The organism is Cognatundibacterium crateris (genome assembly GCF_010078235.1).
Classification (GTDB): Bacteria; Pseudomonadota; Gammaproteobacteria; order Burkholderiales; family Burkholderiaceae_D; genus Undibacterium; species Undibacterium crateris.
On record NZ_JAABOS010000005.1, the window covers coordinates 239545 to 260874 of the forward strand.

Consider the following 21330-nt stretch of genomic DNA (forward strand, 5'->3'; position numbering starts at 1 on the left):
TAAACACACTATATCAAGAAGCATGCCAATTTGGTGCGCAGAGTCAGGGGCAGCGGATATGGTCAACCAAATCTGTTGTTTGCCGGTCAGGGGCTGGTGTGAGTAAACTCACGATGATCATAGTTAAGATGCCGAAAGGAACGCCAAAAATACCGGCCGATATAGAAGCAATGTTTCCCCACTGGAATGCTGGATTGCCGCCGAAAAGAGGGTGGGTGTACATCATATAAAAAATACAGAGGCTGAATCCGGCGATCATGCCCGCTACCGCGCCCTGATAATTGGCACGCTTCCAGAATATGCCCAAAACCAGTGCAGGAAACAGGGTGGAGGCTGCGACTGAGAATGCCGCGCCAACCAATGACAGGATGTCGGCTGGCTTGAGTGAAGCTACATAGGCGGCTATCAGTGCAACCACCAACAAGATCAGTTTTGACATCGTCACGCGTTTTTGTGTGGATGCACTGGGATCAACAATTTTGTAGTAAATATCGTGCGATAGCGAGTTGGAGATAGTCAGCAATAAGCCGTCTGCGGTGGACAGTGCAGCCGCCAGCCCGCCAGCTGCCACCAGTGCCGAGACCACGTAAGGTAATCCTGCGATTTCCGGTGTGGCTAATACGATGATGTCACCGTCCATCATGATTTCTGCGAGTTGTACGATACCATCCCGATTGACGTCGATGATGCTGACCAAGGGATTGAGCTTATCAATATTCGCCCAGTAGGTGACCCAGGATGGCAGCTTGGAAAATTCACTACCGACCAGAGAAGTGTAAATATCATACTTGACCAGTATCGCAAGTGCCGGAATCGTGATGTAGAGCAGCATGATGAAGAACAGTGACCAGAACACTGAGTCGCGTGCTTCGCTCACTGAGGGCGTGGTGTAATAGCGCGTCAGTACATGGGGCAGGGCCGCCGTGCCCATCATCAGGCACAAGACCAGCGCCATGAAATTATTGCGTTTACTGTCGGATTCTTTCTGGTCTTTGGCCGCGTAGGGCGTGTACTGTGCATACCCCGCCTGCGACTTGCTGAGCAAGGCATTACGTGCATCCTGCCATTGCTGACGCGCCTCAGCTTCTGATTTTGGATAGCGGGCCAGGTTCTTACTCGCATTTTTAATTTCTATCAGCGATCCATTGCCACTCTTGAGTTCGTCCAGGCGACGCTGCAATTCATCGCGTCCAGCCAGCCACGAAGCTGGCAATTGTTCGATCTGGCGTTGTAAGACATCGGCGCGCTGGCGGTAGATAGTGCGCACCTGTTGTTCTTTGTCGCTGTGTGCAAATTCCTGTTCTTTGTTGACCAGCTTTTTCAGGAACTCGCCATACGAAATTTGCGGTACCGGATTATCTGCATGTTTGAGTGACAGCCAGCTGACCGGTATCATGAAGGCCACGATAATGATGATGTATTGCGCTACCTGGGTCCAGGTAATTGCGCGCATCCCGCCCAGAAACGAACACACCAGGATACTGGCCAGACCGAGAAAAATCCCTACCGAAAAATCGACGCCGGTAAAGCGTGAGGTAATCAGTCCTACGCCGTAAATCTGCGCGACCACATAAATAAATGAAATGAAGACTGTGGCTGAAACCGCCAGGATACGGACCAGATTATTGTTTTGTGGCCCCGCAAAGCGGGTCCCTAAAAAATCCGCGATAGTGTATTGGCCGAACTTGCGGATATAGGGTGCGATCAGCATTGCGACTAAACAGAAACCACCGGTCCAGCCTATGATGTAGGCCAGACCATCAAAGCCCTGCAGGAATAAACCACCAGCCAGACTCAGAAAGCTTGCCGCAGACAACCAGTCGGCAGCGGTCGCCATCCCATTGAAGACTGCCGGTACCCGCCGCCCCGCCACATAATATTCCGCAATATCTGAGGTTCTGCTCACCAGACCGATACCGGCATAAATCACGATGGTGGCAAACATGAACAGATAGCCTATCCAGGTACGCGGCACACCTTCTTTTTCGAGTATCGACAGACTGATCAGGAAAACCAGAAATAATAAGGTGTACCACAGATAGTAGAGCGTGAGCTTTTGGGTGAATTTTCCGGATGCCATACACTTAATCCTTACGACAGCGATGCGCGATCCAGCGCATGCCGACAGAGTAAGCTGCCAGTATCAGCACGAAGCTTAGCGTCAGACCCTGGGCCAGCATATAGAACGACAGATTCCAGCCGAAAAAATCAATGGCCGCCAGCTCACGCGCGAAAAACAAAGTGCCAAAGCTCAGCGTTGCCCAGCAAACCAGCAGCAATACGGTCAATAGCTTAGTTTGACGCCAGTAACGCGCCCTGGCACTGTGCGCAGTGTGGTGAGTATCAGCTGACATCATCGATCAGATTCTGTGCATGGTTGAGAGGAAACTCAATGCGGAACAGGCAGCCAGGAAAGCCGGGTACTGTGCTGTCAGTCGCATCCCGTATGCTCACTGTGGCCGCATGCTGCTGCGCGATTTCTCTGACGATGGCCAGCCCCAGACCACTGCCTTGTACATTGCTGCCAAGGATGCGGTAAAAGCGTTCAAAGACGTGCTCGCGCTCTGCTGCCGGGATGCCTGGTCCGTGGTCTTCCACTTCCAGTACTGCCAGTGCCTGGCTGGCATCGATATCGACCCTGACCGTCACGCTTTTTCCTGAGGGCGTATAACGGATCGCATTGTCGATCAGATTGCTCAGCATTTCCCTGAGCATGAGCGGGTTACCAAAAATCTGTACGGCTTGTTCGCATTGTTCAAAACCCAGGTCTATCTTTTTATTGAAGGATGCCGGTATCCATTCCCGCACAACTTGCATCGCAAATTCATTCAGATTCAGAGACTCCAGCGCCTGTACGGCCGGACTTTGATTTTCTGCTTTAGCCAATGCGAGTAACTGATTAATCAGGCGGGTTGCCGCTTCTGAGCTGGTAGAGAGTTGCAGTAAAGAGCGGTGAATTTCTTCCTGATCGGTCTGTCGTAAAGCGAGTTCAGATTGCATACGCATACCGGCCAGCGGTGTCTTCATTTGATGCGCGGCGTCGGCAATAAAGCGTTTTTGTATCGCGATGGTTTGCGCCAGCCGTTCCAGCATTTCGTTGAGCGAGGCAACCAGTGGCGTTATTTCTTCCGGTACCTGATGTGAATCGATAGGGCTCAGATCATCTGGCCGGCGTGCGCGTATGCGTTGCTGCAGCTCTGCCAGCGGCGACAGGCCGCGACTCAGTGCAAACCAGACCAGCGCGAGTGCGATGGGCAAAATAATAAACTGCGGCAGTACCACGCCTTTGATAATTTCGTTGGCCAGTACCGCACGTTTTTCCAAACCCTCGGCGACTTGTATCAGGATCAGTTTGTTTTGATTGATGGGTGTTGTTTTGATCAGGTCTACATAAGCATACGCGATGCGCATTTCGCTGCCGTGAAAATTCAGATTGCGGAATTGTATGGTACCAGGCGCGGCGCGCTCTTCTTCCTGCAGTACAGGAAAATCCGTGTCACCGTCTATGATGCCACCTTCCGGCGAGCTGATTTGAAAATAAATATTGTCCAGATCGTCGGCGCGCAAAATATCGCGCGCCGGTTTGGATAGCTGGGTAATGGCTTGTCCGTCCAGCTCTTTAATTTGCTGAGCCAGCACCAGTACCTTGTCTTCGAGTGCGCGGTCAAACGGCTGATTGGCAATCGATTTGGCGACCAGATAAGTAATGGCGATACTCATGGGCCATAGCAGCAGCAGCGGTGCCAGCATCCAATCCAGAATCTCACCAAATAAGGAGCGTTGTACCGCTTCATTTTCAGGGGGCAGTAGCACGCTTACTGTCGCCTCGTGTTGATCTGGTTTGTGGCTATGCTCAGAATTCATGCGGATTCGGGCGGCTGTTCAGGACTGCGCGCCGCTGGCGCAACATAGAATTTTTCCAGGCAATAGCCTAGCCCGCGCACGGTGGCAATACGTACCCCGTCAACTTCAATTTTCTTGCGCAGCCGGTGCACATAGACTTCAATGGCGTTATTACTGACTTCTTCGCCCCATTCGCATAAGTGGTCGACTAACTGCTCTTTCGAGACCAGGCGCCCGGTGCGTTGCAACAGTACTTCCAGTAATCCCAGTTCACGTGCCGACAAGTCCAGCATTTGTTCGTGGATGTAGGCAATCCGGCCAACCTGATCATAGCTGAGTGGGCCGTGTTTGATGACGGTCGGGCCGCCGCCCGCACCGCGCCGGGTCAGCGCGCGTACTCTGGCTTCCAGTTCAGATAAGGCGAAAGGCTTGGCCATGTAATCATCTGCGCCCAGATCCAGCCCTTTAACCCTTTGCTCGACAGAGTCGGCTGCGGTCAGTATCAATACCGGCAGATGGGAGTTTCTGGCCCGCAGCCGGCGTAATACTTCGAGTCCGCTCATTTTTGGCAGACCCAGGTCGAGTATCAGTAAATCAAAATCCTGAGTGGATAAGGCGGAATCGGCTTCCTGCCCGTTACCGACACAGTCGGTGGCATAACCGGATTGGCGTAATGAGCGCGTGAGGCCGTCGGCCAGCACACTGTCGTCTTCTGCAAGCAAGATGCGCATATTGATCTGAATTGTCCCGGAATTTTTATCATTGTCACAGGCGCTAAGTTGTCAGTTCGCGACCTGTATCAGCTCTGCCTATGGTTATCGGCATGTGCGCTGGGCTCGCGTTGAGCCAGATACAACTTTACCGCAAAAAACCAGGCTTCATCCTGATTTGCACCAGATATTTTGCTATTTCAGAGTAATCCTGTGACACTTTGCCGCATACTGCCTGCGACTGTGGAACTTTCCATTGTAAGCGGCACCTAAGTGCAGGTGAAATTTCTTCCCGCCAAAATACTTTTAAGAGAAGCCTGAATGAAACTGAATCTGCGTCAGTCTGCCCTGACCCTGTTTGTTGCCGCTTGTTTTGCGCCAGTTGCAGGCGCTGCTGTCCTTGGTAATATCACCCATCAGGAGCTGGCTGCTGCGCTGCCTGCTGCGGTGCAGTTTACAACGTCCAATGGTGCCGTATTACGTATAGAACTGATCAGTGCGGATGTATTCCGGATTCAGGCTGGCCTCAACGGAAAACTGAGTCAGGCGACTGACAAGGCAGCGCCTATCGTGTTGTCGCAAACGCCGCAGGCAGTGAAATTTGAACTGACACAGCAAGAAGGCTATCGCTTATTACAGACCACAGGCTTTGCACTCAGAATTTATGATCAGCCGCTGCGGCTAGCCTTGTATGCGGCAGATAATCAAAGAAAAATCTGGGAAGAAGTACAGCCTTTAGAAATCACGGAACAGCAGAGTTTTCAGACCTTATCAAGCTCAAAGGACGAAGTGTTTCTCGGTGGCGGGCAGCAAAATGGCAGCTATGCGTTTAAAGGCAAGACGCTGGACATTTCCTATTCCGGTGGTTGGGAGGAGGGGGACAGGCCAAGCCCGGCACCGTTCTACATGAGTAATCGTGGTTATGGCGTCTTGCGCAATACCTGGTCGAATGGCAGCTATGATTTCCGCTCCGCCGATGCTATCCATACCAGCCATGCTGAAGCACGCTTTGATGCTTACTACTTTGTCGGTGGTTTGCCACGCATATTGGATGCCTATACCAGCCTGACCGGCAGAGCGAAATTACTGCCACGCTGGGCGTTGGAATTTGGCGATGCGGATTGCTATAACGATGGCGATAATGGGAAAAAGCCAGGCACAGTACCAGCCGGGTGGTCGGATGGGCCGTCAGGTAAAACGCCGGATGTGGTGCAGTCGGTCGCGGCGCGCTATCGTGAATACGATATGCCGGGTGGCTGGATCTTACCGAATGACGGTTATGGCTGTGGCTATTCAGATTTACCAGCAGTCGTCAGTGGCTTGAAAAAATATGGATTCCGTACCGGTTTATGGACAGAAAACGGCGTTGACCAAATCGCCTGGGAAGTCGGCAAAGCGGGAACGCGTGCGCAAAAGCTGGATGTGGCCTGGACTGGTAAGGGTTATCAATTTTCGCTGGATGCGAATCAGGCTGCCGCGCAAGGCATACTGAATAATTCTGATGCCCGTCCTTTTGTCTGGACCGTGATGGGTTGGGCTGGCACCCAGCGTTATGCAGTGACCTGGACCGGTGATCAGTCCGGTAGCTGGGATTACATACGCTGGCATATTCCTACCCTGATCGGTTCCGGCTTGTCCGGGCAGGCTTATGCGACTGGTGATGTGGATGGGATTTTCGGGGGTAGTCCGGAAACCTTTACCCGCGATCTGCAATGGAAGACTTTCACGCCAGTATTGATGGGGATGTCCGGCTGGTCAAAAGCCGTGCGTAAGCATCCATGGTGGTTTGACGAACCTTACCGCAGCATCAACCGTCAGTACCTGAAACTCAAAATGCGCCTGACGCCGTATATGTACACCTACGCAAGGGAAGCCGAGCTGAGCGGCGCACCCATAGTGCGTGGTCTGATGTGGGATCATGCGCAAGATGCGCATGCGCTGACTGAGCAATACAAATACCAATTTTTCCTCGGTAAAGACTTTCTGGTAGCGCCTGTTTATAAGAGCCAGGCTGCCAGCCGTGGCTGGCGCAAAGGTATTTATCTGCCGCAGGGGCAGTGGATCGATTACTGGGATGGCCGGGTGGTCGATGCCGGTGCGAATGGCAAAGTGATAGATCAGCAGGTGACGCTGGAGCGCTTACCTGTGATGGTACGTGCCGGTGCCATTCTGCCTATGTACCCGAGTGCTTTATATGACGGTCAGGTCGCGAAAGACACGCTGACACTGGATATTTATCCGTATGGTAAATCCAGCTTCACCATGTATGAAGATGATGGTGAAACCCGCCAGTATCAACAGGGTCAATTCGCTTCGCAAACCTTTACCGTAGATGCGCCTATCGGTAAAGCGGGCGATATTCGGGTCAAGGTGGAAGCAGTGACAGGCAGCTACCACGATATGGAAGCCGCACGTGCATTGGAATTACAGATACATAGCCGGGTTGCACCGCGTCAGGTCCTGGCCGGAACGCAGGAGCTGCCTGTGTTTAACAATCGCGCGGCCTGGCTGGCCGCATCTACCGGCTGGTATTACGATGCCCAGGATAAGTACGGCACGGTACATATCAAAACCGCTAAGCAATCTGTACGTGAAGCGCAGGAGTTTTTACTGCGTATTCCAGCGGATCTGAAGCTGACTGTGACGGCGGCGTATCCTTCTGCGCCAGATTTGGGTGACGCGATCGCGCCTGATAATCTGCTGGTCGTCAACCGTCCTGCCGAAGAGCCTGGTCACCCGCTGGAAAATGCGTTCGACGGTAAGCCGGAAACCTGGTTCCGTACTGTGCGTGATCAGTCGCAGAAAACCGGTGCGCATGAATTTGCGCTGGCGCTGGGCGAGCGCCGCATGGTGAAAGGCTTTGAAATTGCACCGCGCACTGACCAGCATTGGCAATATGGTCAGCCTAAGGATATTGAGGTGTATCTGGCGGATAGTAATGGTGAATGGGGGCAGCCGGTATATCGTGGTCGTTTGCTTAAGCAGCAGGCTAAGCAAAAAGTCGAATTTGCTGCCAAGCCCGGACGTCTGTTCCGCTTCCGTATATTGAGTACCTATGACCAGAGTGATGACGGCAGCACACAGGATCCTATGGTACTCACATCTGCTGCAGAAGCGAGCCCGGCAAAAGCCTATCATGCCGCGATTCCTGCGGTAGTCACACCGGTCACGATCTCGGAATTCAGTGTTCTTGAGCAAGCCTTACCCGACCTGCCTAAGCAGCAATTGTATTTGTCGGATGCACTGGCTAAGACCAATTTGCCGATTAGCCTTGATCAGTCAGCCTATCGACCTGACGGAAGTTCTGGCGTGATGCAAATGAACGGACTGAAATTCCGCAAAGGACTGGGTGTAGTGGGTAATACCGCTATACCTTTACAACTGAGCGGACAGTGGCAAACCTTCCGTGCCGACGTGGGTATCGATGATGCGTGTCGCCAGTTTGGTGGTCTGCAATTCCAGGTCTGGGGCGATGAGCGCTTACTGTTTGACAGCGGCTTGATAAAAGCACCAGCGGTGGTCAAGCCAGAACTGGATATCCGTGGCGTGAAACAATTGCGCCTGGTGACGACCGGCGTACAAGGCAATACCAAAGCACCGGTCTGCGCCAACTGGGCAAATGCACAACTGATAGGTTTCCAGGGTGATCAGGTACAGCCCTGAGTGTTGCTGTCTCACAGACCCCGTATTCAGGCCTGTGAGACAGGAAAAATACGGGGTCACAGAAAGTTTGAAAAAATTGCTTGCCAAAAGAACTGATTTTTTATACAGTGCTGAAAACGCTCAATGTACTGTATTTAAATACAGCACTTTTCCACCATCCGATTATTGACTGAAAGAATGTATGGACGATAAAAAACCTGACAACAGCTCTGAAAAAGCTAAAGCACTTGCCGCTGCACTCGCACAAATCGAGAAGCAATTTGGTAAAGGTTCGGTCATGCGTATGGCCGATGGCGAGGTGGTTGAAGAGGTGCAGGTGGTTTCCACAGGCTCCCTGGGTTTGGATATCGCACTCGGCGTAGGTGGTTTGCCACGCGGCCGTGTAGTCGAAATTTACGGTCCTGAGTCCTCTGGTAAAACCACACTGACACTGCAGGCGATTGCTGAAATGCAGAAACTGGGCGGCACATGTGCGTTTATCGATGCGGAGCATGCGCTGGACGTTGGTTATGCACAGAAGCTGGGTGTGAATTTATCTGATTTGCTGATTTCCCAGCCTGATACCGGCGAGCAAGCATTGGAAATCACCGATGCACTGGTACGTTCCGGCAGTGTCGATCTGGTGGTGGTGGATTCGGTGGCCGCATTGACGCCAAGAGCGGAGATTGAAGGCGATATGGGTGATTCCCTGCCGGGTCTGCAGGCACGTCTGATGTCCCAGGCTTTGCGTAAGCTCACAGGTAGTATTAAGCGTACCAATACTCTGGTGATCTTCATTAACCAGATTCGTATGAAAATCGGTGTGATGTTCGGCAGCCCTGAAACCACAACGGGCGGTAATGCACTGAAGTTCTACGCTTCGGTTCGTCTCGATATTCGCCGTACAGGCTCAATCAAGTCGGGTGATGAAGTCGTCGGTAGCGAAACTAAAGTGAAGGTAGTGAAGAATAAAGTCGCGCCACCGTTCAGAGAAGCGCATTTCGACATCATGTATGGCGAAGGTACTTCACGTGAAGGTGAGATTCTGGATCTGGGCGCGGAAGCAAAGATTGTTGAAAAATCCGGTGCCTGGTATAGCTATAACGGTGAAAAAATCGGTCAGGGTAAGGATAATGCGCGTAGTTTCCTGAAAGATCATCCAGAATTGGCGTATGAGATTGAAAACAAAGTACGTGAACATCTGGGTGTTCCATTGTTGCCACCAGCAGGGCATGACGAGTAATAAGCGCTGACTGTAGATGTGACACTGGTCTGGTGTTGCAATATGCGCATGAACGCCAGCATGGATTGCTGGCGTTTTTTATTCCTAGTGGTAAAACTGAAGATTGCTGTCTGATGCAAAAGCCTAAATTAAGCCTGAAGGGCCGTGCCCTGCGCTATTTGTCGCAACGCGAACATAGTCGTCTGGAATTGGCACGCAAACTCAGTCCCCATGTGGCGGAAGGTGAGGATCTCGATGCGGTGCTGGACTGGCTGCGGGATGCCAATTTTCTCTCCGCAGAGCGCTTTTCCGAGTCTTTGGTACACCGCCGTGCTGCACGCTTTGGAAATCATCGCATCCTGGCTGAGCTACAAAGTCATCGACTCAGTGCCGAAGATGTGGAAAACCGTAAAGCAGAAATGCAGGAAACAGAGTTAGCCAGAGCTGTGAATCTACTACATAGAAAATTTCCTGTAGCCCCGGCTGATCAGGAAGAAAAATATAAGCAGATGCGTTTTTTGCAACAACGAGGCTTTTCCAGCTCGTCGATACGTGCCGCCATGCAGGCTGAGCGCGAAGACTAGCCCGACTGCATACCTTACTGCAACAGAGTCAGCGATTGTAGCAAGTCTTAGTTGCCTCAATTTTTCTTCAAACCTATTGTCTTAAGGTAAATGATTCTGGTAAAAAACAGCTTGTCCTTGCAAGTTCCTCATATAGCTGTGCTAGAATTCCGTGGTTTTTGCAGCGCCGCAGGAGCGGCTGTTACCGTAGAAGCTGCGGTAACGACACGCAATTGTGGCTCTTTTATTCAGAATTAGCCGCCCAAAAAGGCATGATGCCCATATCTCAGTCCACCACAAAACGCACGTTGAAGCATACGCGCGCGATCACTATCGAAGCGTTTGCGCGCGACGATGGTTTGTGGGATCTTGACGCTCGCATAACTGATCACAAGCAACGTGATATCCAGCTCGCTTCCGGCCTGCGGCCGCAAGGTGCGGCTTTGCACGACCTGACTTTGCGTGTAACGGTTGATCTGCAACTCAATGTGGTTGATGCGTTTGCCTGTTCGGACGCGGTTCCTTATCCTGGGTATTGTGAGTCTATTGGCCCTGATTACCAAAAACTGATAGGTCTCAACCTGATGCGCCAGTTCAGGCAGGGCGTGAAAGAGCGACTATCCGGTACTAATGGATGTACTCACCTGACAGAGTTAGCGCAGATTTTACCTACCGCAGCAATTCAAGCATTCGCCGGTGACGTGATCGATACACGTGACGCCGCCAGCAATTCCACTGATTCCAACCAACCTTTCCAGTTAGACCGTTGCCACGCATTGCGTCTGGATGGACCGGCAGTTGTTCAGTATTACCCGCGTTGGGCGAAGCCTTCGCCTGATGCAAAATCACCCAGCTAGTTGTTTAATTATTATTTATACCTCAGTGTCTGAAGGGAAGTCGTATGAAAATCCATGAGTATCAGGGTAAAGAAATCCTCCGCAAATACGGAGTGACCGTACCACGCGGTATCCCATGCATGTCCGTTGAAGAAGCAGTCAAAGCGGCTGAAACTCTGGGCGGACCAGTCTGGGTCGTCAAAGCACAGATCCATGCCGGTGGCCGTGGTAAAGGTGGTGGCGTTAAAGTTGCAAAATCACTGGAGCAAGTGCGTGAATACGCAGATGCCATCATGGGTATGCAATTGGTTACTCACCAAACCAGCCCTGAAGGCCAGAAAGTTCGCCGTCTGCTGATCGAAGAAGGCGCGGACATCAAGAAGGAACTGTACGTTAGTATGGTAACTGACCGTATCAGCCAGCGCGTTGTTTTGATGGCTTCCTCCGAAGGCGGTATGGATATTGAAGAAGTTGCGGAAAAACATCCGGAACTGATTCACTCCATCGCTATCGACCCTAGCGCAGGCCTGCAAGATGCAGAAGCCGACGATATCTCCCGCAAAATCGGTGTTCCTGAAGGCTCCCTCGCTGATGCACGCGTACAGTTGCAAGGTTTGTACAAAGCATTCATGGAAACTGACTGCTCCCTGGCAGAAATCAATCCGCTGATCCTGACCGGCTCCGGTAAAGTGATCGCACTGGACGCAAAATTTAATTTCGATGCCAACTCCCTGTTCCGTCAACCGGAAATCGTGGCTTACCGCGATCTGGATGAAGAAGATCCGGCAGAAATCGAAGCGTCCAAGTTTGACCTGGCTTACATCTCCCTCGACGGTAACATCGGTTGCCTGGTGAACGGTGCTGGTCTGGCGATGGCAACGATGGATACCATTAAACTGTTTGGCGGCGAGCCAGCTAACTTCCTCGACGTAGGCGGTGGCGCGACAGCAGAGAAAGTCACTGAAGCATTCAAGATCATGTTGAAAAACCCAGGTCTGAAAGCCATCCTGGTCAACATCTTCGGCGGTATCATGCGTTGCGACGTGATCGCAGAAGGCGTGATCACTGCATCTAAAGCTGTTTCCCTGCAAGTACCTCTGGTTGTACGTATGAAGGGTACGAATGAAGACATCGGTAAGAAAATGCTGGCTGATTCCGGTCTGCCTATCATTTCTGCTGACACGATGGAAGAAGCAGCTCAGAAAGTTGTTGCCGCTGCTGCTGCTCACGCTTAATTATCGCAAGGAATCACTATGTCCATCCTGATTAATAAAGACACTAAAGTCATTACCCAAGGTATTACTGGTAAAACTGGCCAGTTCCATACACGTATGTGCCGCGATTACGCGAACGGCAAAGAATGTTTCGTTGCTGGCGTGAATCCAAAGAAAGCTGGTGAAGATTTCGAAGGTATCCCGATTTACGCAAACGTGACAGAAGCAAAAGCTGCGACTGGCGCTACTGTTTCCGTGATCTATGTTCCGCCAGCAGGTGCAGCGGCAGCGATCTGGGAAGCCGTGGAAGCGGAACTGGATCTGGCGATCTGTATCACTGAAGGCATCCCTGTCCGTGACATGATGATGTTGAAAGACCGCATGGCTAAAGCCGGTAGCAAAACTAAATTGCTCGGCCCTAACTGCCCAGGTCTGATCACTCCAGACGAAATCAAAATCGGTATCATGCCTGGTCACATCCACAAGAAAGGCCGTATCGGCGTGGTTTCCCGTTCCGGTACTCTGACTTATGAAGCAGTTGGTCAGTTGACTGCATTGGGTCTGGGTCAATCTTCCGCCGTTGGTATTGGTGGTGATCCGATCAACGGTCTGAAGCATATCGATATCATGCAGATGTTCAATGATGATCCTGATACAGATGCCGTGATCATGATCGGTGAAATCGGTGGTCCGGATGAGGCAAATGCCGCTTACTGGATCAAAGAAAACATGAAAAAACCAGTCGTTGGCTTTATCGCTGGCGTGACCGCACCTCCAGGAAAACGTATGGGCCATGCTGGCGCATTGATTTCCGGCGGTGCAGATACAGCACAAGCTAAACTGGAAATCATGGAAGCTTGCGGTATCAAAACAACAAAGAACCCGTCTGAAATGGCGCGTCTGTTGAAAGCAATGCTGTAATCTGAACTGATTCAGGTTTTCGGGTATCAAAAGGCCGCGCATGTCGCGGCCTTTTTTGTGTCTGATTCACGCAGTATTCTTGCTTGTGTGTGAATTAAGTGCAAACTGTTGTGGTCAGTGTTAAGCTTATTGGCTGCAAGGGCTTAGGGTATCCGGATCATGATGAGGTTTGCGTAAAGGCATATCAGTTGGTCTTATACCTGTGAGCGCCCGAAATGCCGGAAATGCTGATTTGCCTGTCACTGGCAGGTCCTGAAAAAACAAAGAGATAATGCCCAACCCGCAAAAAATAGAATTTTCTGCACTGTCCGACATTGGAAAAGTCAGAGCACATAATGAAGATGCCATCGTTGTGTGCGAAGACTATGCATGTGCAGTTCTGGCTGACGGTATGGGGGGGTACAAAGCGGGTGAAGTGGCCAGTGCGATGGCAACGCAAATTATTGCTGAACATTTGACCCGTCATTTTGAGCGTCGCTGGTTGCCTCACTTCCGCATTCGTATCAAACAACTGAATCGCTGGCTGCAAGAGGCTATTGACCAAGCGAATGCGCAGATACTGCGTGTTTCACAGGATGATCCGGCTTGTTTCGGGATGGGAACGACGGTGGTGGTCGCTTGTTTTTTTGAAGATAAACTGGCTATTTCCCATGTCGGCGATTCGCGCGCCTATGTTTTTCGACAAGACAGGCTGATCAGGCTGACCTATGATCACTCGGTTTTGCAAGAGCAAATTGACGCTGGTTATATTTCGGAAGAGCAGGCACGCTTTTCTGCAATTAAAAATTTAATTACCCGGGCCGTTGGAACCCAGAGTTATGTCCAGGTAGAGCAGCATATACATGAAGTGTACGATGGGGATATTGTTCTGCTGTGTTCGGATGGATTGACCGACATGCTCACCCATGATGAAATTCTGCAAATTATTGAGCAGAATAGACAGGATCTTCCGGCTTGCTGTCAGTGTTTGATTGCAGCCGCGAATGCTCAGGGTGGATTTGACAATGTCTCTGTTGTATTGCTGCGCGTGCCTGCAGTGCGCGCGCAAAGCTGGTTGCAGCGTCTGACCGGGCGCTGATTGCTAATTTAATTATTTTCTGAATCTGAGATTATGGCGAAAATCATCGTCACCTTTAATGGGTTGATACAACAAGAAGTCAGTATAAGCAAGTCTCGCATTACGATAGGGCGCAGACCAGGCAATGATATCGTGATTGATCATCTGACTGTGAGTGGTCAGCATGCTGCGATTGATTCGACGTCGAATGGTTCGTTCATTCTGGATTTGGGTAGTACCAACGGCACCATGGTCAATAGTCAGCCGGTCAAAAAACATTTGCTGCAACATGATGATGTGATTGATATCGGCAAATATAAATTGCGCTTCCAGGTCAATAAACAAGAGCAGGTCAAAACACTGGACGCGGCTACGGGTGTAACAGCAGTAAAAACAGGTATCGCTAAAGTCAAAGTGATGAATGGTGCAAATATAGGAAAAGAACTGACATTGACTAAACCCATCACCACAATAGGATCACCTGCGGCGCAAGTGATTGCTATCGCTAAACAGGATGGCCGATATACCCTGCGCTTTGTGGAGGGAAAAGAAATGCCTAAAGTGAATGGTCAAATTCTCGGCGATGCGCCTCACCTGTTGAATCACGCTGATATCATCGACTTGATGGGTGTACATATGCAATTCAGCTTGTCCTGAAGCTGAAAATAGTCAGTCAGGTGATGCTGGCGGGAATTTTTGACGAAAACTGGCAGTTAACTGACAAATTTTGTCTGATTTCAAAAAAACGTCAGTGTTTACCCAGGATGCTTCCTGCTTGTATGAGCTGGCACACTGTTTGCTCACTATACGATCAGGAATAATCCTGATTACCTCTCAACTGGAGATTAAGCATGAAATCGATGAAATTTGCTAAGAAAGTACAACAAGGTTTTACTCTGATCGAATTGATGATCGTTGTTGCGATTATCGGTATTCTCGCTGCTGTTGCATTGCCAGCATACAATGACTACACAACACGCGCTCAGGTATCTGAAGCAGTTGAATTGCTGGGCGGCCTGAAAGCACCTTTGGCTGCTTATGCTTATGAGCAAAATAAATGGCCAGATCTGACTTCTTCCACCACGCCAACGGCAACTCAAATTACTGCAACATTAACTGGTAAATATTCTGATGTATCGACCTCGACTGGAACTGCTATCGGCAGTTTTCCTGACGGTGTAATGATTGCAACTATGAAATCTGGTCAGGCTAGTGGTAAAAAAGTAGCTTTTAAAACTAGTAACGGCGGTCAAATTTGGGATTGCTCCTCTGCTGCTGGTACAGACGTTCCTACCAAATTCTTGCCACAGGCTTGCAAATAATACTGTTGGTTTAACTAATCAAGTATGAATAAAAAGGTGCTTGATCAAGCACCTTTTTTACATCTAGTTCATCTATGTGTTCGGGAAATTAAACTATGAGAATTTCCAAACTGCACAAAGGGTTTACTTTAATCGAGTTAATGATTGTAGTGGCGATTATTGGAATCCTTGCTGCTACTGCAATTCCAGCTTATTATGATTATACGACTCGTGCACAGGTAACCGAGGCAGTTGAATTATTGGGTGGATTAAAAGGCCCAGTCGTCGCTTATGCCTATGAGCAAAATGCCTGGCCAGATTTAACATCTTCGCTTACGCCCTCATCTACTCAGATTACTGCAACGGTAAATGGTAAATATGCAGATGTGACAAGTACGACAGGAACAGGTATCGGTACTTTTCCTAACGGGATCTTGATTGCTCAAATAAAGTCCGGTCAAGCCAATGGTAAGTTTGTGATGTTTAAGACTACTTCTGGTGGGAAATCTTGGGACTGCTCTTCAGGGGCTGGTACTGATGTGCCATCAAAATGGTTGCCTCAAGCTTGTAAATAGTTTGGAATGTGACTATTTTGTTTTGAAATACAAAAAAAGACACCAGCCGGTGTCTTTTTTTATGTGATACAGACAAAATATGTGTAGCGAATTATTTTCTTATTTTTTACAGTTTTTCATTTGTTAGGTTGAAGAATGAAGTTTGAAAAACAAAGATTGCTGGCAGCAGCTGTACATTTGTTAATTTCCGGTGTGATTGCCGGTGTTGTGACTGCGTTGATTTTGTTGCTCTGGTACCCGGGGCAATATGCCCAAATTGCCAGAGGTTTAACACTGATCGTGCTGGTAGTTGGGGTGGATATCGTATTAGGACCTTTATTGACGCTGGTTGTCTTTAATCCAGCCAAAAGCCGGGCGGAACTGATGCGAGATATTAGTGTGATTGCTATTTTGCAATTATCTGCTTTGGCTTATGGTGCACATACTGTGTTTATCGCACGTCCGGTTGCCTTGGTTTTCGAGGGTAGCCAGTTTCGTCTGGTGAGTGCAGCGGAAGTCGAGCAAAAAGAATTAGAGCAAGCTTCCCCAGGCTTGCAGAAATTGTCGTTGACTGGCCCCACAATATTGGGAACCAGGGATTTTAAAGATGAGAAAGAAAAATCCGATGCAGCTTTCACTGCTTTCTCAGGCACAGATATCGGTGCCCGACCTTCGTTCTGGCAGGGCTATGAACAGTCGGCTGACAAGGTTAAACGTGCGGCTAAACCATTGTCCGCCTTGAGTCTGAAATATCCGGCTCAGAAAGCCCTATTAGAGCAGGCAGTGAAGGACGCAGGCGTTCCGGACACTTCCTTACGTTTTGTGCCCTTACTCGCACGCGGTACAGAGTGGTCAGTACTGGTCGATGCCAATACCGCTGCAGTTAAAGGATTTGTGCAACTGGATGGTTTTTGAATCTTCGTTAGAACGACGCGATGGACCATGACCAGGCTAGTCCATCAGTCAGTGTTACCTGAAGGTGCACTGCAAATACGAACACTGTATTTGCAGTTTTTTTATTGAATTATGAAACCACAACTTGTTTTTGCAGCACTCCCATTCGCTCTGGGTATGGTGATCGCATTTCTGACACCCGTGCATTTGCATCCCCTGCGCTCCTATTTTAATGATTTGGCGATCATACTCGGCCTGATAGCCAGCGTTTGGATGGCTGCTGGTACAGCAGGCTTCCGTTGGCGACTGAATGTCATCGTTGCAGGTTTTGCTTCGATGGTGCCGCTGATCTGGTTGCAGTATGGTTTGGCGAACCACCAGGCCTGGTACGATCTGTTACTGCCATGCGTCTATTTTGTGTTGGCTGCTTTTGCTGTCATGCTGGGTGCTGGTTGCACGTCCAATACTGAGCAAAGCGACAGGCTGGGCCTGGTGCTGGCGATTGCGCTGTTATTGGCAGGACTGGTATCGGTGTTGATACAAGTGGCACAAGCCATGGGGTGGTATCTGGGGCCTTTGCTAATGTACATGGGTAAGTCAGGCGTGTTTCAGAGGCCTTATGCTAATCTGGCCCAGCCAAATCAACTTGCTCTGGTTCTGAGCTTTTCATTGGCCGCCTGCTGGTTCTTATATCGTGAAGCGCGCTTAAGTCGGGGCTTAGCTCTGGCGTTCAGTTTGATGTTATTGGCGGGATTGGTAATGACACAGTCTCGCATAGGCTGGATTATCGTCCCTGCATTTGCCATGGTGCTGAGTCTGCCTGATGCCGATGGGCGGCGCTTACATCCTGCTGCCTGGCTGAGCTTGCTTGCGGTGTATGCAGCCTCAGTACTGCTACTCCCGCAACTGGTTGCAGCAGCAGGTATGTCAGGTGCCTCCGTGCTTGAGCATGTGGTCGGCAACCGTTCTGAGCGGCTTGGTCTTTGGAAGCAAGCCTGGCAACTGGCGCAGACTCATCCCTGGACTGGTGTGGGTTGGTTTGGCTTTGGCGCCGGACAAGTACAAATAGCGGCTGATCTGCCATCCACCACCTATGCCGAACATGCACATAATCTGTTGCTGAACTTCGCAGCGGAAATGGGCCTTCCCGTCACTATCATCTTGGCTGGTGGGATGTTGTGGTGGTGCTGGCACACATGTGTACGTACTAGTCAGTCTCCTTTTGTACGCTTTGCAGGTTTATGTCTGATTGCGGCTGTTGTGCACAGCATGGTGGAATTCCCGCTGTGGTATGCCTATATATTGTTGCCGCTTGCGTTCCTTATGGGGATATTACATCAGCGCCGCTGGCCAGCTTCCGGCTACGCGGTGCCAGCCGTTGTTCCGCGTATGCTGGTGCTGCTTGCCCTGATGGCTGCAGCCTTGCTGACCTGGGATTATCTGCGTGTCGTCCGTGCGTTTAAGGTGTTACGGATCGATCCGGTGGCGAATCAGCAGCAGACTCAGTTGAAGCAACCTGCATACACGGTGTTTCCACAGTTTTATGCCTATTTTCATTTATTTGAGATACAGCCGCACGCAGGAATGTCTGATGCCGAGATTGAGGAGTTGCGCTTCTGGGTTGAGCGCTTTGGCTTTGTGCATAACCTCAATAAGCTGGCTGAGGTCTATGTGCTGAATCAGCGTCCCGACGAGGGCGTGCGCACGATGCGTACTTTGCAGCGTTTGCATCCTGATGCCTACGTGGAATATTTTGATTACTGGCAGGCTAAAGCCCGCCAAGAGCCCGCATTCCATGCCGTGATCGATAGAATTCCTGCCAGGGATGCTCCTTAAGGCCTGAACAGTAAAGCTGCTTGCAGGCCATCGTCATCCCCGTTCAATGCATGGCGACGGTCTGAGTGCGACTCAGGCCTGGCCGGACTCGGTATCAATCAGACTGGTCCAGTCGCCGGACTTGCCGCCATGTTTTTCCAGCACCCGGATATCGCTCATTACCATGCCACGGTCTACTGCTTTGCACATATCGTAAATAGTCAGTAAGCCGATCTGCACTGCGGTCAGCGCTTCCATTTCCACCCCGGTTTTTCCTATGGTTTCTGCATGTGCAGTGCAGATTATCATTGCCTTCTCTGCCACAATGTTAAAATCAATGCTGACCCGCGTCAGCGGGAGTGGATGACACAGCGGAATCAGATCGCTGGTACGCTTGGCTGCCATAATCGCCGCGATGCGAGCGATGCCTAAGACATCACCTTTTTTTGCATTACCCTGCATGATGATGGCTAGTGTTGCTGGAAGCATGCGTATCATTCCACTTGCAACGGCAATACGGTGGGTATCTTGTTTTCCTGCCACATCGACCATATGTGCTTGTCCAGTCTGGTCGAAATGGGTCAGTTCTGTAGATTGCGCTTCTGTAGTCATAGCTTGAGAGGATCAGTGAAAGATGTCCGGAGTATATCCAGCAGTGTCGCCACGTGGTGCGCTGGTCAGAAAAAAAATCGCGCAAATCGGGCGGCTGGCAACGATGGGCTTACTGGTGGCAAGCTGTATTTATCCGGCTGGCTGGTCAGCCAGCGTGCAGGCGCAAAACCTGCCTAATCTGGGGGACACTGCACGGGAAGACTTGTCGCCGCTGATGGAGCGGCGTCTGGGTGAGCAGATCATGAGTAGCGTGCGGCGCGATCCTGATTATATGGATGATGGCCCGATCTCGGAGTATCTGAACCGGCTCGGTAACCGCATGTTAGATGCACGTCCCGACGCACGTGGCGAGCAATCGTATGATTTTGAATTTTTTGCAGTGCGCGATCCGGTATTGAACGCATTTGCTTTTCCCGGTGGTTTTATAGGGTTTCATTCCGGTCTGATACTTTCTGCCCAATCCGAATCTGAGCTGGCCTCGGTCATGGGACATGAAATTGGTCATGTGGCACAACGCCATATAGCCCGCATGATCGCGGGTCAGAAATATGATGCATTTATCCCTTTAGCTGCACTGGCGCTGGCCATCCTGGCTGCACGTTCCAGTCCTGATGCTGCTATGGCAGTGGCTGCAGGTGGGCAGGGGCTGGCTATCCAGAAACAATTGAATTTCAGCCGGGAGGCTGAACGCGAGGCTGATCGCATAGGCTTTCAGATTTTGCGGGACGCCGGTTTTGATACCAATGGCATGGTTGCTTTTTTTGGCCGCTTACAGGCATCAATGCGGAATTATACGGATAATGCCCCCGCCTATCTGCGCAGCCATCCGCTGACCAGCGATCGTATAGCCGATATCCAGGCCAGAGTGCTGGATCAGCGCTATCGCCAGGTCGAAGACAGTATTGACTTCTTTTTGATGAAAGCGCGCATTCGGGTCTTGCAAGACACTACGGTGCAGGGCTTGATGGATAGTAAAGCTGCATTTGAATTGCAAATAAAGTCGGAACGCTCGGAAGACCGAATTGCTGCTACTTATGGTTTAGCCTTCGTCGCCCTGAAGCAGTTAGATACGCTGAAGGCACAGTCTCTGTACAACCAGGCCAGAAAACTGGTGGAGCAAAGTAAATCAGCTCAAGCCACACTCACCCGTAGCAGCATGTTTGCCAGCCTCGCGATAGACATCGCCGTGGCTGAGAAGCGCTATACTCAGGCGATCGCTGATGCTGAAAAGTTTATGCAGCTATTACCTCTGTCGCGTGGACTGGTCTACCAGTATGCGGAAGCATTGATTGCGGCGAAGCTGGACGCTAAAGCTGAAGGATTTCTACGTGATCAGGTCGTTTTATACCGCCAGGATGCCCGTTTGCAGAATTTATTAGCCAAAGTTTATGCCGCACAGGGCAAGCAGGCCTTGCAACACATTGCTCTTGCTGAAGCTTATGCGATCCAGGTCAACTGGAAAGCCGCCATGCAGCAACTGGAGCTGGCCAGACGCGAGAAAGACGCTCAGTATTACGAATTATCTGTGATCGATGCCCGTGAGCGTGAATGGAAAGAGGCGCATAAGGACGAGCTGCTTGAAAAAGGAAAAAAATAGGCTGCCAGCCTTATTCCGTTTTAGGATTGACACAAATCGCTCCTGTCGAATAAGTCGCTTATTCGTGCAAGTCATCGCAAGTGGCCGGAAATTTGCGTAAGCCCTGTTGGTATCGACTACGTTCTTCAGGCACACATATTGCTTTTTGGTAAGAGTGAGAAATTAAGGAGTTTTCATGTTCGCATGGTTTAATGCAAAAGAGAGTAAGCAGTTTGGCGTGTCATTGGCTGAGTTTTATCTTGAGCGTGTGTTGGTTGAAGGGAAATCACGTACAAAAAAAAATGTGGGAATGAAGCAGGCAGAGCTTTTATTGAAATTGCAGGCGCAGTTACGAACTTTTACAACTAGCCATTCGTTAAACGTATACAAGAAAGCCGCATTGAGTAATGCTTTTCAATGGAAGTTGAAGGACGCAGGCTTGGAAGGTGAGCAGGTTGATCAATTGGTCAGATGGCTAACCAGACAACTGTAGACTTCTGACATCAGTGGCCATGAAGCCTGATGAATGCGTATTTTGATTTTTGTACAAACTATGATCATTAGGCCTCG

Annotated in this window: 19 protein-coding genes; 14 read left to right on the top strand and 5 right to left on the bottom strand. The window is 50.3% G+C overall.

Annotated elements, in window-relative coordinates; genetic code table 11:
• Positions 1-43: 43 nt before the first annotated feature.
• Genes EYB48_RS11760 through EYB48_RS11775 form a run of 4 tightly spaced genes read right to left on the bottom strand, consistent with a single transcriptional unit; the run spans position 44 to position 4574 of the window.
• Positions 44-2080, bottom strand: a complete 2037-nt coding sequence (locus tag EYB48_RS11760; RefSeq protein ID WP_162020539.1) for a sodium:solute symporter family protein — start codon at positions 2078-2080, stop codon at positions 44-46.
• Between the two features lie 4 nt (positions 2081-2084).
• Entirely contained in the window at positions 2085-2357 is a 273-nt protein-coding gene (locus EYB48_RS11765) for a DUF4212 domain-containing protein (RefSeq protein WP_162020540.1), read from the bottom strand.
• Positions 2344-3864: a sensor histidine kinase gene (locus tag EYB48_RS11770; RefSeq protein ID WP_162020541.1), complete on the bottom strand. Its 1521-nt coding sequence runs from the start codon at positions 3862-3864 to the stop codon at positions 2344-2346. Before EYB48_RS11770 ends, EYB48_RS11765 begins: the two co-directional genes overlap by 14 nt.
• Positions 3861-4574: a response regulator gene (locus EYB48_RS11775; protein ID WP_162020542.1), complete on the bottom strand. Its 714-nt coding sequence runs from the start codon at positions 4572-4574 to the stop codon at positions 3861-3863. Before EYB48_RS11775 ends, EYB48_RS11770 begins: the two co-directional genes overlap by 4 nt.
• Before the next feature lie 300 nt (positions 4575-4874).
• On the opposite strand from EYB48_RS11775, the gene EYB48_RS11780 reads away from it, so the two are divergent.
• The 12 genes from EYB48_RS11780 (at position 4875) to EYB48_RS11835 (ending at position 18593) form a co-directional block, all read left to right on the top strand.
• On the top strand, positions 4875-8216 hold the full coding sequence (locus EYB48_RS11780; protein ID WP_162020543.1) for a TIM-barrel domain-containing protein: 3342 nt from the start codon (positions 4875-4877) through the stop codon (positions 8214-8216).
• A 181-nt stretch (positions 8217-8397) separates the two neighbouring features.
• Positions 8398-9438: a recombinase RecA gene (gene recA, locus EYB48_RS11785; protein ID WP_162020544.1), complete on the top strand. Its 1041-nt coding sequence runs from the start codon at positions 8398-8400 to the stop codon at positions 9436-9438.
• Positions 9439-9551: 113 nt separating this feature from the next.
• On the top strand, positions 9552-10001 hold the full coding sequence (recX, locus tag EYB48_RS11790) for a recombination regulator RecX (protein ID WP_162020545.1): 450 nt from the start codon (positions 9552-9554) through the stop codon (positions 9999-10001).
• Between the two features lie 254 nt (positions 10002-10255).
• Positions 10256-10837: a DUF2889 domain-containing protein gene (locus EYB48_RS11795; protein WP_162020606.1), complete on the top strand. Its 582-nt coding sequence runs from the start codon at positions 10256-10258 to the stop codon at positions 10835-10837.
• Between the two features lie 29 nt (positions 10838-10866).
• Positions 10867-12051 carry an ADP-forming succinate--CoA ligase subunit beta gene (gene sucC / locus EYB48_RS11800; protein WP_268895149.1) on the top strand — a complete coding sequence of 395 codons (1185 nt, stop codon included), beginning with the start codon at positions 10867-10869 and terminating at the stop codon, positions 12049-12051.
• An 18-nt stretch (positions 12052-12069) separates the two neighbouring features.
• Complete coding sequence (sucD, locus tag EYB48_RS11805; RefSeq protein ID WP_162020547.1) at positions 12070-12951, top strand: succinate--CoA ligase subunit alpha; 882 nt, start codon at positions 12070-12072, stop codon at positions 12949-12951.
• A gap of 271 nt (positions 12952-13222) precedes the next feature.
• Positions 13223-14029 (top strand): Stp1/IreP family PP2C-type Ser/Thr phosphatase, encoded by an 807-nt coding sequence (locus EYB48_RS11810; protein ID WP_162020548.1) that lies wholly within the window; start codon positions 13223-13225, stop codon positions 14027-14029.
• 33 nt (positions 14030-14062) lie between these two features.
• Complete coding sequence (locus tag EYB48_RS11815) at positions 14063-14665, top strand: FHA domain-containing protein (protein WP_162020549.1); 603 nt, start codon at positions 14063-14065, stop codon at positions 14663-14665.
• 194 nt (positions 14666-14859) lie between these two features.
• Positions 14860-15330, top strand: a complete 471-nt coding sequence (locus EYB48_RS19200; RefSeq protein ID WP_162020550.1) for a pilin — start codon at positions 14860-14862, stop codon at positions 15328-15330.
• A 95-nt stretch (positions 15331-15425) separates the two neighbouring features.
• Positions 15426-15884 (top strand): pilin, encoded by a 459-nt coding sequence (locus EYB48_RS11825; RefSeq protein WP_202927764.1) that lies wholly within the window; start codon positions 15426-15428, stop codon positions 15882-15884.
• Between the two features lie 135 nt (positions 15885-16019).
• Positions 16020-16778: a TfpX/TfpZ family type IV pilin accessory protein gene (gene tfpZ / locus EYB48_RS11830; protein WP_162020551.1), complete on the top strand. Its 759-nt coding sequence runs from the start codon at positions 16020-16022 to the stop codon at positions 16776-16778.
• Positions 16779-16889: 111 nt separating this feature from the next.
• Entirely contained in the window at positions 16890-18593 is a 1704-nt protein-coding gene (locus tag EYB48_RS11835) for a PglL family O-oligosaccharyltransferase (protein ID WP_162020552.1), read from the top strand.
• A gap of 72 nt (positions 18594-18665) precedes the next feature.
• Here the strand turns inward: EYB48_RS11835 and moaC are convergent, their stop codons facing one another.
• Complete coding sequence (gene moaC / locus EYB48_RS11840; protein WP_162020553.1) at positions 18666-19184, bottom strand: cyclic pyranopterin monophosphate synthase MoaC; 519 nt, start codon at positions 19182-19184, stop codon at positions 18666-18668.
• 22 nt (positions 19185-19206) lie between these two features.
• On the opposite strand from moaC, the gene EYB48_RS11845 reads away from it, so the two are divergent.
• Positions 19207-20781 (top strand): M48 family metalloprotease, encoded by a 1575-nt coding sequence (locus EYB48_RS11845; protein ID WP_162020554.1) that lies wholly within the window; start codon positions 19207-19209, stop codon positions 20779-20781.
• Between the two features lie 175 nt (positions 20782-20956).
• On the top strand, positions 20957-21253 hold the full coding sequence (locus EYB48_RS11850) for a hypothetical protein (protein WP_162020555.1): 297 nt from the start codon (positions 20957-20959) through the stop codon (positions 21251-21253).
• Positions 21254-21330: the final 77 nt, after the last annotated feature.